The 13,530-nt window shown below is 74.1% G+C and carries 12 protein-coding genes; 4 read left to right on the top strand and 8 right to left on the bottom strand.

The features are described from left to right. The first annotated feature begins 123 nt into the window (after window positions 1-123). The gene (locus ACFPCY_RS09940; protein ID WP_378253552.1) at window positions 124-771 is read left to right on the top strand and encodes a DUF6518 family protein; all 648 of its coding nucleotides are present in this window, start codon (window positions 124-126) and stop codon (window positions 769-771) included. Window positions 772-825: 54 nt separating this feature from the next. Here ACFPCY_RS09940 and ACFPCY_RS09935 read toward each other — a convergent pair whose 3' ends face one another. Further along, on the bottom strand, window positions 826-1,584 hold the full coding sequence (locus ACFPCY_RS09935; protein ID WP_378253550.1) for a DeoR/GlpR family DNA-binding transcription regulator: 759 nt from the start codon (window positions 1,582-1,584) through the stop codon (window positions 826-828). A gap of 69 nt (window positions 1,585-1,653) precedes the next feature. On the opposite strand from ACFPCY_RS09935, the gene ACFPCY_RS09930 reads away from it, so the two are divergent. Next, window positions 1,654-2,274, top strand: coding sequence for an HAD family hydrolase (locus tag ACFPCY_RS09930; RefSeq protein WP_378253548.1), 621 nt, complete (start codon window positions 1,654-1,656; stop codon window positions 2,272-2,274). After that, window positions 2,271-3,689: an MFS transporter gene (locus ACFPCY_RS09925; RefSeq protein ID WP_378253546.1), complete on the top strand. Its 1,419-nt coding sequence runs from the start codon at window positions 2,271-2,273 to the stop codon at window positions 3,687-3,689. Before ACFPCY_RS09930 ends, ACFPCY_RS09925 begins: the two co-directional genes overlap by 4 nt. 96 nt (window positions 3,690-3,785) lie before the next feature. On the opposite strand, the gene ACFPCY_RS09920 is transcribed toward ACFPCY_RS09925, so the two are convergent. Beyond that, window positions 3,786-4,496, bottom strand: coding sequence for an RNA polymerase sigma factor (locus tag ACFPCY_RS09920; RefSeq protein WP_378253544.1), 711 nt, complete (start codon window positions 4,494-4,496; stop codon window positions 3,786-3,788). A 140-nt stretch (window positions 4,497-4,636) separates the two neighbouring features. Between ACFPCY_RS09920 and ACFPCY_RS09915 the strand changes: the two genes are divergently transcribed. After that, window positions 4,637-5,161 carry an acyl-CoA thioesterase gene (locus ACFPCY_RS09915; protein ID WP_378253542.1) on the top strand — a complete coding sequence of 175 codons (525 nt, stop codon included), beginning with the start codon at window positions 4,637-4,639 and terminating at the stop codon, window positions 5,159-5,161. A 320-nt stretch (window positions 5,162-5,481) separates the two neighbouring features. On the opposite strand, the gene ACFPCY_RS09910 is transcribed toward ACFPCY_RS09915, so the two are convergent. The 6 genes from ACFPCY_RS09910 to ACFPCY_RS09885 form a co-directional block, all read right to left on the bottom strand. After that, on the bottom strand, window positions 5,482-6,684 hold the full coding sequence (locus ACFPCY_RS09910) for a hypothetical protein (RefSeq protein WP_378253540.1): 1,203 nt from the start codon (window positions 6,682-6,684) through the stop codon (window positions 5,482-5,484). Window positions 6,685-6,720: 36 nt separating this feature from the next. Next, window positions 6,721-7,485, bottom strand: coding sequence for an ABC transporter permease (locus ACFPCY_RS09905; RefSeq protein WP_378253538.1), 765 nt, complete (start codon window positions 7,483-7,485; stop codon window positions 6,721-6,723). A 292-nt stretch (window positions 7,486-7,777) separates the two neighbouring features. Continuing rightward, window positions 7,778-8,551, bottom strand: coding sequence for an ABC transporter ATP-binding protein (locus ACFPCY_RS09900; RefSeq protein ID WP_378253536.1), 774 nt, complete (start codon window positions 8,549-8,551; stop codon window positions 7,778-7,780). A 218-nt stretch (window positions 8,552-8,769) separates the two neighbouring features. Then, entirely contained in the window at window positions 8,770-9,291 is a 522-nt protein-coding gene (locus tag ACFPCY_RS09895) for a helix-turn-helix domain-containing protein (RefSeq protein ID WP_378253534.1), read from the bottom strand. Window positions 9,292-9,946: 655 nt separating this feature from the next. Beyond that, window positions 9,947-10,870, bottom strand: coding sequence for a 5'-3' exonuclease (locus ACFPCY_RS09890; protein WP_378253531.1), 924 nt, complete (start codon window positions 10,868-10,870; stop codon window positions 9,947-9,949). A gap of 31 nt (window positions 10,871-10,901) precedes the next feature. Beyond that, window positions 10,902-12,914, bottom strand: coding sequence for a GAF domain-containing SpoIIE family protein phosphatase (locus ACFPCY_RS09885; protein ID WP_378253783.1), 2,013 nt, complete (start codon window positions 12,912-12,914; stop codon window positions 10,902-10,904). Window positions 12,915-13,530 lie beyond the last annotated feature (616 nt).

Below are 13,530 nucleotides of genomic sequence, written 5' to 3'. Positions count from 1 at the left end.
CTATCGCGTCGCGGCCGTCCGGGCCAACGGGGCGCTCGTAGTCCCCGGGAGTGGGGGCGCGGGCTTCTCGATCATCCTGCGGGGTGACGTCCGGTGATCGCGGACGCTCCTACGCTGGCGGCCATGCTCGCGTGCGACCCGGCCACCGAAGGCGACGACCGTGCCCGTTCCGCGCGCCGCCGGACGGCCCCGGCCTTCCTGGCCGCCGCGCTCGTGGGAATGGCCGCCGGCGTCTTCACCTTCGGGATGAAACGCCTGGACGACGCTCCGCCCTGGCTGGGCTTCTGGCACGGCGTGGCCCCTTGGGGCGTGGCCGCGGCGCTCGCCGGGGCGGCCTTCGCGGGACGCTGGCGCGCGGCGGCCGTCGCCGGAGCCATCACCCAGCTCGGCCTCGTCGCCGGGTACTACACGATCGAATCGGTCGCGCTGGGAACGGTCTCCACGGACCTTTCCGTCCACACGGCGGTCGGGCTGGTCGCCGGGGCGCTCTACGGCGCGTCCGGTGCGCTCGTGCGCGGGCCGCGTCACGGGGCTCGTGTGCCGGCTTCAGGCTTCCTTGCCGCGCCCTGGCTCGCGGACGGCAGCCGTACGCTGCTCGACGACGTGACCGACAGCGGGTCCGGGCTCGCGGTCGCGGTGGGCGTCCTGCTGTTCGGCGCGGTCCTTCCGTTCGCCCTGAACCACTCGCCGCGCACTCGGGTGGCCGGGTTCGCCCTCGCGATCGCGCTCGCCGTCCTGATCCTTTGGACGAAGCACGTCCCGCTCGGTTGAGATTCCCCCCGGCGCGTTCGCCCGGCACGCGCACCGCCGCGACCCCGAGTTGTTTCAGACCTGGATGACGGCCACGCCCGCGGCTTCCAGCCTGTCCAGCTCGTCGCGGGGGGCGGAGGCGTCGGTGACCACGGCGTCCAGGTCGGTGACGGGGCAGACGAAGCCCAGGCCGGTGCGGCCGAACTTGGAGCCGTCGCACACCGCGATCTTGCGCTGGGCGGCGGCGAGCGCGGCGCGCTTCACCGGGACCTCGGCCAGGTCGTGCGCGGTCAGCCCGTGCTCGGCGGACAGCCCGCAGACGGCGATGACCGCGGTGTCCACGCGCAGCGCCGCCAGGGACGCCTCGGTCAGGTGGCCCGCCAGGCACCAGGTGCCGGGGATCATCTGGCCGCCGGGGACGAGCAGCCGGACGTCCGGCGCGGTGCTGAGCGCGTTGAGCGAGTAGAGGTCCAGCGGGACCGCGGTGACGCGGCGGGACGCCAGGACGCGCGCGACGGCGAGCGTCGTCGTGCCGCTGTCGAGGATGACCGACTCGCCGTCGGCGATCATCGCGTCGAGCTTCTCGGCGATGGCGCGCTTGGCGTCCACGGCCTCGTGCTCGCGCAGCGCGAACGGAGGGTTCTCACCGCGCAGCAGCAGGCTCACCGCGCCGCCCCGGACCCGCCGCAGGACGCCCTGATCGGCGAGCTGGTCCAGGTCGCGGCGGATCGTCATCTCCGAGCAGCCGGTCTCGGCGGCCAGCTCCGCCACGGTCACGTGCTCGCTCGTCCGCAACCGCTCGATGATCTCAAGATGCCGGTTCAAACCTTCCATATGTTCAATCGAACGTGATACGTGTTTGTTAGTCAAGTTCCGACACGCGAGTGGAGAGCGGGAGACACGGTGGACTGGATCGTCTTCGACTACGCGGGTGTGCTCTGCGGACCGCCGTCCCCCGCCGCCGCGGCGCGGCTGGCGGCCGAGGCGGGCGTCGGGCCCGCCGAGTTCTGGCCCGCCTTCTGGCGGCGCCGCGTGGACTACGACCTCGGCGCGGTGGACGCCGCCGCCTACTGGCGGGACGTGTACGCCCAGCTCGGAAGCGGTTCCCGCGAGCCGGACGTCGAGCGGCTCGTCGCGCTCGACCTCGGCGCCTGGCTGGACATGAACGAGGAGACACTGCGGATCGTCGACATGCTGGCCACGCGCGGCGCGCGCCTCGCGCTGCTGTCGAACGCACCCGTGGAGATGGCCCGGCTCATCGACGGGGAGGGCTGGTCGGGGGCGTTCGCGCACCGGCTCTTCAGCGCCGACCTGCGGCTGGCCAAACCCGACCCGCGGATCTACCACGAGATGTGTGCGATTCTCGGCACCACGCCCGACCGGGTCCTGTTCATCGACGACCGGCAGGAGAACGTGGACGCCGCCGAGGCCGTCGGCATCCGGGCGCTGCTGTTCCAGAACGCCGCGAAACTCTGGTCCGACCTGGCCTTCCTGCTTCCCGCGTCGCTGGTCGAGGCCGGATGACCGGGTTCCCCCGCGGACGAGCCCGCGACTCCGCCGCTCGGACCCGCGACTCTGGCGGCCGGACGCGCGACTCTGGCGGCCGGACGCGCGACCTCGAAGGCCGGACGCGCGGCTCCGATGGCCGGACGCGCGACTCCGGCGGCCGGACGCGCGGCCTCGGCGGACGGGTGCGGGACCTCGGGCCGACCAGGCTGGACCGGACGGCCGTCGCGGGCATGTGCGTGTCGTTCACGGTCATCGGGGTGCTCCAGGCGCTGTACGGTCCGGCGGCCCCGGCGATGCGCGAACGCTTCGGCATCTCGTCCGGGGCGGTCGGGCTCGCGCTGTCGGTGCACTTCGTCGGCGGGCTGCTCGGCGTGCTGTGCACCCCGCGCCTCCGCCGCGCCGGCAACCGCCTCTTCCTCGGGACGGCCCTGACCACGATCGCGGTCGGCTGCTCCGGGTTCGCGCTCGCCCCCACCTGGCCCACCGCGCTCGTCGCGGCGTTCGTCGCCGGGGTCGGGTTCGGCTGGATCGACGTCGGCGTGAACGAGCTGTTCATCGAGTATTACGGCACCGGCGGACGGAACAGCACCGGCATGCTGAACCTTCTGCACGGCAACTTCGGCGTCGGGGCCGTCCTCGCGCCGCTGCTGGTCGGCGCCCTGCCCGGACGGATGTACCCGTGGGCGTTCGCTGCCTGCGCCGCGCTGTCGCTCGCGGTCCTCGGCACCGTGAAGGGCGTGGCGGGCGGGCCGGTCCACGTGCCGTCCGAGGGGGTGCGGTGGGCCGCCGCCGGACGCCTGACCGCGCTGTTCATGGTGGCCTTCGTGCTGCACGTCGGCGTCGAGTCGGGCATCGGCGGCTGGGAGACCTCGCACCTGACCGGCCTCGGGTGGACGCACGGCCCCGCGGCGATGGCGACGTCCACGTTCTGGCTGGCGATGACCGGCGTCCGGTTCGCGATCAGCCCGGTCGCGCGGCACTTCACCGCCCAGCGGCTCCTGCTCGCCTGCCTCGTGGCCATGCTGGCCGGGCTGCTGCTGGCGCATGTCGGACCGGTCGCGCCGGCCGGGTACTTCCTGGCCGGGCTCGGCGTCGGGCCGCTGTTCCCGACCGGCCTGGTCTGGCTGACCGAGAAGATGCCGGGCGTCGGCGGCGTCACGTCCTACGTGATCGCGGCGTCCATGCTCGGCGGCGTCCTGCCGAGCGCCATCGGCGCCGCGGCCGAGCGGTGGGGGACGACCGCGATCCCCACCGCTCTCGCCCTCATGGCCGCCGGAGCACTCGCGACCGCCCTGGCCATCCGAGCCCTCCCCGCGACCGCCCGCAGCAAGGCGCCGATCGACGCCGACCACCGCCGCACGGACGACCGCCGCACGGACGACCGCCGCACGAACGACCGCCGCGCGGACGATCACCAAAGCGCGCAATGAACGTCCGTCTGACGGCCGCGCGCGGGAACCCGGTGCGCAGCGAGCGGCCCGCCGCTGAACGCGGCAGTGTCCGGAAGCCGTTGGCGGAGGACGTGGTCAGCGGCTGGGGAGGCGGGGGACGGAGGTCAGCGGCGCGCGATGAGGGGCCGGGGCGGCGGAGCGGGACGGGACGCGGATGGAGCCGCGGAACGCGAGCAGCAAGCGGTTGCGCGAGCGTTCGGAGATACCGTCCGCGCGCAGTTGCCCGAGCGGCCCGCCCGGCGGCGGAACCGAGCCGTAGCGCGCCCGGAGAGCGTGGTGCAGCGACGCGCGTCCCCAGCGCAGCAGGACCCGCTGCTCCTCCGGGGTGATGTCCAGCAGCCACGCGGCCTCGGCTTCGGTGCAGCCCTCGCCGTCGCTGAGCAGCACCGGAAGCCGATGTCGCAGCGGCAGCGCCGACAGCGCGTCCCGCAGCACGTCCTGTGCGGGGCCGTCCAGCGGGACGGGCGGGACGTCCTCCGTCGCCGCGGCGTCCTCCGGCCGGACGGCCACCTCCAGCGGCCAGCGCGTCCGGGCCGCCTCGATCACCAGGCGGAGCAGCCACAGGCGGGCGGACGGGCGGCCCGGCGGCGGAGCGTCCCGCACCACGCCGAGCAGCGCCTCGCGCGCCAGCGTCTCGGCGCGGCCCGGCGCGGAGTCGACGATCTCCCGGGCGAGCCGGGACAGGCGGCCACCGAAGGTGTCCACCAGCAGCAGGAACGAGGCCTCGTCACCGGCGCGGGCCAGTTCGAGCGCGTTGTCCGAAGACCGGTCGGATGTGGGAGCCACCGGTCCTCCTTCCGTTTTCGACCGATGCGAACGCTACATCACCTCACCACGGTGAGCATCCGAGACCCTCCGCTCTGTCAGACCCGTCCGATACGGTCGGCATGATCACCATTGAACGTTCGATCGGGAGGCGAACCGATATGACAGAGACCGAACCCCCGGCGTCCGCATCCGCCGAGACGCCGGGCACGGCGCCGGCCGAGACGCCGGGCGCACCATCGGCCGACGCGCTGCACGGGGTCTACGCGCAGACCTTCGTGCCGCGCTTCTACGAGATCGACGGCCAGGGCGTCATGTTCAACATGTGGTACCTGGGCTACGTCGACGCGGCGGTCGACGGCTTCTTCGAGGCTCGCGGCCTGCCGCACGCCGACTGGCACGAACTGCTCGGCGCCTACGCGCACGTGGCGCACGCCGAGATCGACTGGAAGGCGTCGGTCCGCTACACCGACCGTCCCGAGGTGCTGATCAGCCCCTCGCGCATCGGCGGCAAGAGCTTCACGCTCGACTTCGCCTTCCGGCGGGACGGCGAGGTCATCGCGACCGGCTGCGCGGTCTACGTGACGGTCGCCGCGGACGGTTCGGGCACCACACCCCTGCCGGAACGCCTCGTGAAGGCGCTGGGGGAGGTGCGTCCGCTCCGTCCGGAGAAGGCGGCCCCCTGACCCCCGCGGCCGGTCTGGCCAAGCTCTTCCCGGCGCCTCCCGCACGATCACGGCGCGGGAGAGGCCGGGAGCGCAAGTACAGGGCGGTGAGCATCGCTCAGGAAAAAACCGCCCCGCCCAGCCCGATGTGCCCGCGAACGCGGTCCGTCCGGTACCGGCGTGCCCGCAGGCGCGGCCCGCCCGCCTCGACGTGCCCGTGGGCGTGCTCCGCCCGGCCCGACGTGTCCGCGGGCGTGCTTCGCCCGGCCCGACGTGTCCGCGGGGGCGGTTTGTCCGGGCCGAGCACTCCGGGCGAGGTCGGCCGCCGGGGCCGCAATATCTCAGGACAGATGGATCGACGGGTCCAGGAATTCGTTGGTGACCAGGTCGTTCGCGTTCAGTCCGGCCGGGACGGGCTTGCCGGCGCGGGCCTGGATCGGGCGCAGCAGCCCGATCACCTTCGCCACGCGGGACGGGTCGAACGAGCCGAGCACGCCGTTCGCGCCGTCCCGGACGATCCCGTACTTGACCAGTTGGTCGTGCGCGAACTTCGCGTGCTCGGCGGTGTAGGCGGCGGTCGTGTTGAACCGCCTGACCGCGTCCACGATCACCTTGTTCGTCGCGGCCGGGTCGTGCATGTACTCGGCCGTCGCGCGCTGGAAGATCGGCACCAGCCGCTTCAGGCACGGCGCGAGCCTGGTCTGGTCGCCGGGCCGGATCGCGACCGCTTCCGGGTACACGGCGTACCCGGTGTCGTTGATGAGCTGGAACGCGACGGGTCTGCGCCAGGCCGTCACCTCGTGCTCGTAGCTGTACGGCTCGTTGGTGACGTACCCCTGCTGGGCGATCTTGCCGCCGGACGCCGCGAACCGCGCGGGCGAACCGTCGTACGAGCCGTCCAGCTGGGACTTCTTCAGCTGGCCCGTGCTGGTCAGGTAGTCCATGAACGGCACGCCGTTCGCGTACAGGACGGTCGCGCCGCTGCGTCCGATGTCGGCGATCGTCTTCCACTCCGGGTGCGCCTGCGGCGACCACATGATGATCTGCGGGTTGACGTCCATGGGCGCGAAGACGGCGCGCAGGCGCTGCGTCCCCGCCTGCGCGACCTGCTCGTCCGTGGCGACCACGCCCAGCGTGAGGGACGGGTCGGACGCCATCAGCGTCGAGACCGGCTGGAACCCCGTGACCGGTCCGCCCGACCGGATCTGGAACCGCACGCCCGCGTCATGTCCGTCCACCGTGAGCGGCGCGGTGAGCGTCTTGCGGTTCGCGTCCACCTTCGGCGACGACCCGAGCAGGTGGTACAGCCCGCCGTGCTCGGCCTGCGGATACCAGTTCATCTGGAGCGTGATCGTCGACGGGCACACGCCGCGCAGGTCGTCCCGTCCGGTCGCCGAAGGCAGCGACTTCACCGCCCTGCCGCCGTCGGTGCCGTCCGAGCACGCCGCGAGCGCGGCCAGCAGCACGGCCGCCAGTCCCGCCGCGACCGGCCCGGTCAGCGGCCGCCGCCGTCGCGTCCGCCGCGTCGGTCGCTCAGTTCGCATGTCCCCCACCTCGTTCGTCCTCGGCCTCCGCCGTCCTCACCGGCGGTCCCCGTTCCTGCCGTGCAGGCGGGCCGCCCAGTGCTCCAGCAGCCCGAAAATCCAGAAGACGGCCAGCCCGAGCAGGCTCGCGAGCAGCACGGCCGCGAACATCCGCTCCGACTCCAGCCGCGCCCGGTAGACGTTGATGAGGATGCCGAGCCCCGGCTGCCCCTGCTGGTAGAAGTAGTCGCCGACGACCGCCCCGACCACGCTCAGCCCGGCCGAGACGCGCAGCTCGGTCAGCATCGCCGGGACGGCGGCGGGCAGCCGCAGCTTCAGCAGCCGCCGCAGCCGTCCGGCGCGGGCGAGGCGGAACACGTCCTCCAGCGTCCCGTCCGTCGAGCGCAGCCCGAACAGCGTGTTCGCGATGATCGGGAAGACCGCGACCAGCACGCACACCAGCACGCGGCTGGCCATGCCGAACCCGAACCAGAACCCGAGCAGCGGCACCAGCGCCAGCACCGGGACGGTCTGCAGCACCACCGCGTACGGGTACAGCGACCGCTCGATCCAGCGCGCCTGGCTCATCAGGACGGCGAGCCCGACCCCGATCACCGTCGCCAGCAGCAGCCCGAGCCCGGCGACCTCCGCCGTGCGGCCCAGCGCCGCGAACAGCTCCGCGCGGTTGGTCCCGTCGAGGAACCCGATGCGGACTACTGCGTTCGGCGGCGGCAACAGGAACCTCCGCTGCGGGCTGAGCAACCGGTCACTCACGCCGTACCACGCGCCGATCGCCACCACGAACACGACCAGCGGCGGCACCCACCCGCGCCCGAGAACCCGCCCCCAACGACGCGTCCCGCTCCCGCTCCGGCCCCCGCTCCGGCTCCGGCTCCGCGAAGCCGCATCACCGCGGCCTGGCGACAGCGCGCCGCCACGGTCATGAGCGCCCGCGTCGCGCCGCTCTCGGGACACGGCGCCCGAAAGGTCTTTTCGGCCCTCTCCACGCTGGCTCCGGGACGGCGCGTCGGGGACGTTCGGAGAATTGACGGCAGGGCGATCGCGAGAAGAGGTCGCGTTGGCAGCCGGCTGTTCGTCCTGGGGGAGCGGCATGTCAGGCGGCCTCCGCCATGCCGCGGTACAGGCGTCCGGTCACGTCGGCGACGAGTTCGGCGAACTCCGGGGTCGCGCGCAGCGATCGTTCGCGCGGGTACGGAAACGGGACCTCGACGCGGGCGACCACGCGGCCCGGACGCGCCGACATCACCAGCACCGTGGACGACAGGAAGACCGCCTCGGCCACCGAGTGCGTCACCAGCACCGCCGGCCGCGGCCGGGCGGCGAGCAGCGCGGCCAGCTCGTCCCCGAGCCCGGCCCGGGTGATCTCGTCCAGGGCGCCGAACGGCTCGTCCAGCAGCAGCGCGTCGGGGTCGTCGGCGAGCGTGCGCGCGAGCGACACGCGCATCCGCATCCCGCCCGACAGCGCGCCGGGACGGTGCCGTGCGAACGCGGTCAGCCCGACGAGGTCCAGTGCCCGCTCGGCCCGCTCCCGGCGCTCGGCGCGCGGGACGCCGCGAAGCTCCATGAGCAGCTCGACGTTGGCGCGGACGCTCCGCCACGGCAGCAGCGCGGCGTCCTGGAAGACGTAGCCGACGCGTCCGGCCGTGTTCCGGACGGTCCCGGACGACGGCGAGTCGAGCCCGGCCGCGATCCGCAGCAGCGTGCTCTTGCCGCACCCGGACGGCCCCACGATCCCGACCAGCTCCCCGTCCCCGACATCGACGCCGACCCCGGCGAGCGCCTCGGTGCCGTCGCCGTACACCTTGGTCACGCCGGTCAGTTCGAGCCGCGGCCCGCCGCTTCCGGTCGGCGCGCTTCGTTCGGTCATATCTGGACGTAGGGGAGGAACCGCTGCACAGGTGGGAGCGTACCGCCTCGTCCGGGCCCGTCCTCTCCGAGGCCGTTCCCCACCGTCTCCGCGACCGTCCCCCCACGAACTCCGCGAGCCGGGACGGAGCGAAGGGCGCCAGTCCGGACGAGGTGAAAGGCGCGGGCCGGATGGAGCGAAGGAAGCGGGCCGGACGAAGTGAGAGTGCGGCGCGGAGGTCAGTGGGCGGGGTCGCGGTCGTCCACGTCCAGGACGTAGCCGCGTCCCCAGGCGGTGCGGATGGTGAGGCCCAGGGGGCGCAGACGTCGCCGGATGCGCTTGATGTGCAGGTCGAGGGCGTTGCGGCTGGCTTCGCGGCCGTCCTCCGACAGGTACGCGCGCAGCTCCTCGCGTGCCGCGATGCGGCCGAAGCGTTTGATCAGCAGTTGCAGCAGGCGCGCTTCGCTGGGGGACACCGCCACGCTGCGGCGGCCGTGCCGCAGGATGCCGTCCTGGTCGAGCTGCGGACGCGTCCCGGACCCGCCGCGCGCCCGCAGCGCCGCGATCCGGGCCTGGAAGTCCCGGTTCGTGGCGGGCATCCGGATCCAGTCCTCCCGGATGTCGGCGCAGATCGGCGGTTCGTGGTCGCGCTCGACGACGAGCAGCCGCAGCAGCCCGTGCGCCCGGCACAGTTCGCGCCGATCCGACTCGGCGGGCCAGCGCAGAATGTTGACATCGCGTTTCAGAGAGAACTGCTGCATTTTCAACTGTCACCGGGGGGAGCGAGCGGTCAGGGAGTAAAGGGCCGATTCTCTCGGGGGCGAGCGTGGCGGAGGGAGCACTGGTCCGCGCCGACCTCCCTCCCTGAACAGCGATCACAGTGACCAGTCGTTATGGAAACCCATGATCGCGTAGCTCGCAAGGCGCGTCCAGATGTGATGTGGATCACGTGGCCATGACACGGCGGCGCTGCCATTTTGACGATTCTGTCAACCGGGTCACACGGTCGCCGCCGTCGCTTTGGCGGCGCTCGCGGACCGGAAACGACGGACCGGGCGCACCGGCCTTCTCGGTCGGCACGCCCGGTCTGCCGTCGGCGCGTTCGGTCGGCGATTAGCGGGCGCCGGTCAGCGCGCCCGGTCCGCGGTTGCCGAGCGCCGGTCAGCGCATCCGCTGCCGTCAGGAGACAGCGGCCAGCGCGTCAGGTTCCGGTTAGCGGGGCGGCGGTCGGCGCGTTCGGTTGGCGATTAGCGGGCGCCGGTCAGTGCCTCCGGTCCGCCGTCAGGGGACAGCGGCCAGCGCGTCCGGTCTGCGGTGGCGGGGCGGCGGTCGGCGCGTCCGGTCTGCGGGCGGGCGCGCTCGGAGGGCGTCTTCGGTCGCCTGCGTGTCCGGCCCGGGGGCGGGGCCGGGCTTGCGTCAGGACGCGGCCAGCGCGTTGAGGAGGCGGTTCACCGGGCTCGCCAGGTTCCAGGTGTCCGAGAGCTCCAGCAGCGCTTCGGGGTCGCGCGCCGCCGCGGGCAGGCGGTCGTCCAGCTTCGTCAGGACGGGCGAGTCGATGTCGGTGACGACCCGAACCACCGCCGGCGCGGCGGCCAGGTACTCGCGCGCGGCCTCCAGCCTGCGCCGCGATCCGGCCGGGAAGCCCTCCTCGGAGCCGGAGTCGAGCGCGGCGAGGATGCCGTCCACCGAACCGAACCGGGTGACCAGCGCGGCGGCCGTCTTGTCGCCGACGCCCGGCACGCCCGGCAGCCCGTCGCTCGGGTCGCCGCGCAGGGTCGCGTACTCGCCGTAGCCGCGGCCCGGGATGCCGTACTTCGCCGCCACCGCCGCCTCGTCCATCACCTGGAGGTTGCGGATGCCGCGCGCGGTGTACAGCACCTCGACCGGCGCGCGGTCGTCCACGAGCTGGAACAGGTCGCGGTCGCCGGTGACGATGTCGACCGGGCCGTCCTTCGCGCCGCGCACGGCCAGCGTGCCGATCACGTCGTCCGCCTCGTAGCCGGGCACCCCGGCGCGCGCCAGCCCGACCGCGTCGAGCACCGCGTCGATGATCGGAAGCTGCGCGGACAGCGCGTCCGGCACCTGGTCGCCGCCGTCCTCGGACACGCGGTGCGCCTTGTAGGACGGCAGCGCCGCGACCCGGAACTCCGGCCGCCAGTCGGCATCGAACGTGCACACCAGCCGCTCGGGCGACCGGTCCCGGACGAGCGTGGCGATCATGTCGATGAGGCCGCGCACCGCGTTCACGGGGGTGCCGTCCGGCGCCTTCACGCTCTCCGGCACGCCGAAGAAGGCGCGGAAGTACAACGACGGTGTGTCCAGCAGCATCAGCCCGCTCATGCCCGCCATCGTGCCACGCCGGTCGGACGGTTCAGGTGACCCGCATCGCGAGCACGCAGGTGTCGTCGTTCGGGTTGGCCGCGCCGAGCGCCGTCAGGACGTGCTCGATCAGCTCGTCCGGGCCCGCGTCCGGACGCTCCGCGACGGCGTCCCGCAGCAGGGCGAACCCCTCCGACAGGTCCCGGTCGCGGCGCTCCACCAGCCCGTCGGTGTAGAAGAGCAGCAGGTCGCCGCGCTCAAGCTTCAGCGTCGCCAGCTCCAGCGGCGGATCCTCCAGCGCGCCGAGCAGCACGCCGTCCGGGCCGTCCAGCAGCTCGGCGTTGCCGCCGCGCAGCAGCACCGGCGGCGGATGCCCGGCCCGCGCCCACTCCAGCTCCCGCGTCTCCGGCCGGAACCGGCCCGCGATCACGCTCGCCGTCAGCGACCGGCGGCGGTGCATCACCAGCCGGTTCAGCCAGGTCAGCAGCTCGTCCGGCGGGGCTCCGGTGCAGGCCAGCCCGGACAGCGCGTTCCGCAGCCGCGCCATCGCCGCGGCGGCAGCCAGCCCGTGCCCCGACACGTCCCCGACCGCGAGGAACACCTCCTCGTCCGACAGCGCCGTCGCCTCGTACCAGTCGCCGCCGACCCGCGTCTGCGACTGCGCGGGCAGGTACCGGACGGCCACCCGCAGGCCCGGCAGCGTGCGCGGGCCGCGCGGCAGCGGCAGGATCGCCCGCTGCAACTCGACCGCGATGTGCCGCTCTTCGGCGATCCGCTGCCGCTCGCGCTGCAACTGCTGCCGCGTCGCCGCGAGCATCTCGTCCGAGCGGCGGCGCTGCGACACGTCCTGGAAGACCGTGTGCAGCGCGACCGGGCCGCCGAGCGGGTCCAGCAGCGGCTCGGCCATCACCCGCAGGTGCCGGACGTCCGCGCCGACCCGCACCCGCAGCTCCACGTCGGCGGGTTCGCGGCGGCCCAGCAGCGTGCGCATCAGATGCTCGGCGCGCGGCAGGTCCTCCGGGACGACGTACTCGGCGAGCCGCGCGGGCGGCAGCGGACCGGCCGTCCGGGACCGTCCGAAGATCGTGTACAGCTGGTCCGACCAGGTCACCTCGCCGGTCGTCAGGTCCCACCGCGACCAGCCGAGGTTGCCCAGCCGCTGCGCCTGCGCGAGCTGCCCGACCAGATCGGTCGAGTCGCCGTGGAACTGCCAGGACGCCAGCACCCCGCCGCCGACCCGGCACGCCCGCACCGTCAGCGTCGTCGGCACCCGCCGTCCGCCGCCGTTCAACGCCGTGTACGGACGCGGCCCGACGCGCAGCGGCACCCCGCTCTCCAGAACCCGGACATAGTCGGCGAAAAGCCCTGCCACGGCCAGTCCCGGATACGTCTCCAGCAACCGCGACCCGACGATCTCCGCCGGACGGCGGCCGGGCAGGTCGGTCGCCTCCGAGTTCACCGCGTCCACCTGGAAGTCCACCACCCGGCCGGACCCGTCCCGCACCGGCGACATCAGCGCGGACGGCGTCTGGATCGCGTCCAGCACCGCCCGCAGCCACGGCGCCGCGGCCGCGGCACCCGACTGCGGCGCCAGCTCGGCCAGCCGCCGCGCGCACGCCGCCAGCACCGACCGGACGTACCGGCGCGCGCCGTCGTCCAGGGCTGTCCCCGGCGTCCAGGCGACCTCGGCCGCGCCGACGACGCGTCCGCCCACCGACAGCGGCAGACACGAATGCGGACCGGGCAGGTGCGCCGCCGCACCGACCAGCGCGATCAGCGCCGGATCGGCCGCCCACAACGGCACCCCGCCGCGGACGGCCCGCACCAGGCCGACATTGCCGTGCGGCGGGATCCGCGCCCACTCGCTCACCACGTGCGGCGGCAGGTCGTGCGCCCCGGCCACGCGCAACGCGCCGTCCGGCTCCAGGCAGGTGAGCAGCGCCGCTTCAGCGCCCAGCCAGCCGAGCGCCTCCTCGGCCAGCCGCCGCGCCAGCTCGTCCCCGGTGCGCGCCTCCGCGAACGCCGCCGCCGCCAGATGCCGCGCCGCCGCCAGCGGCGCCGGCAACAACTCCGCAGCAGCCGCCCGATCCTCCGTCCCTTCACCACCCCCAACCCCGTCCGCACGATCCGCCCGAACTCCATCGCCCACTCCGTCCGCGGCCCCCGCCCGCGCCCCGCCATCCGTCCCAACCCCAGCGCCCGTCCCGCCCGCAGCGCCCGCCCCAACCTCGGCGCCCGCCGGCTCCCCGGCGTCCGCCCGCGCCCCAGCGTCCGCCCGAGCCACGGCGTCCGCCCGAGCCCCAGTGTCCGCCCGAGCCGCGGCCTCCGTCCGTGCCCCAGCGTCCGCCCGAGCCACGGCGTCCGCCCGAGCCCCAGTGTCCGCCCGAGCCGCGGCCTCCGTCCGTGCCCCAGCGTCCGCCCGAGCCCCAGCGCCCGCCCGCGTCTTGGCGTCCGCCCGAGCGCTAGCGCCCGTTCCGGGCGCGGTCTCCGTCCGGGCCCGAGCGCTCGTTTGGGCCGCGGCGTCCGCCGGCTCCCCGGCATCCGTCCCAGCTTCGGTGCCCGTCCCGGACGCGCCCTCCGTCCGTGTCCCGGCGCTCGTCCTGGGCGCGGCGTCCGTCCGTGCTCCGGCATCTGTCTGTGCGCCGGGATCCGTCCGAGGCTCGGCGTCCTCACGGCGGCCG

Origin of the sequence: Actinomadura gamaensis (assembly GCF_042652125.1) — a bacterium.
GTDB lineage: Bacteria > Actinomycetota > Actinomycetes > Streptosporangiales > Streptosporangiaceae > Spirillospora > Spirillospora gamaensis.
Note: the sequence above shows the minus strand (reverse complement) of the source record. Positions and strands in the feature narration are given on the sequence as shown.

What these genes read in the sequence shown, in the direction of transcription:
- ACFPCY_RS09940 (WP_378253552.1), top strand. Translation starts at nt 124, where the DNA reads ATGCTCGCGTGCGACCCGGCCACCGAAGGCGACGACCGTGCCCGTTCC.
- ACFPCY_RS09935 (WP_378253550.1), bottom strand. Translation starts at nt 1,584, where the DNA reads ATGGAAGGTTTGAACCGGCATCTTGAGATCATCGAGCGGTTGCGGACG.
- ACFPCY_RS09925 (WP_378253546.1), top strand. Translation starts at nt 2,271, where the DNA reads ATGACCGGGTTCCCCCGCGGACGAGCCCGCGACTCCGCCGCTCGGACC.
- ACFPCY_RS09915 (WP_378253542.1), top strand. Translation starts at nt 4,637, where the DNA reads ATGACAGAGACCGAACCCCCGGCGTCCGCATCCGCCGAGACGCCGGGC.
- ACFPCY_RS09910 (WP_378253540.1), bottom strand. Translation starts at nt 6,684, where the DNA reads ATGCGAACTGAGCGACCGACGCGGCGGACGCGACGGCGGCGGCCGCTG.
- ACFPCY_RS09900 (WP_378253536.1), bottom strand. Translation starts at nt 8,551, where the DNA reads ATGACCGAACGAAGCGCGCCGACCGGAAGCGGCGGGCCGCGGCTCGAA.
- ACFPCY_RS09895 (WP_378253534.1), bottom strand. Translation starts at nt 9,291, where the DNA reads ATGCAGCAGTTCTCTCTGAAACGCGATGTCAACATTCTGCGCTGGCCC.
- ACFPCY_RS09890 (WP_378253531.1), bottom strand. Translation starts at nt 10,870, where the DNA reads ATGAGCGGGCTGATGCTGCTGGACACACCGTCGTTGTACTTCCGCGCC.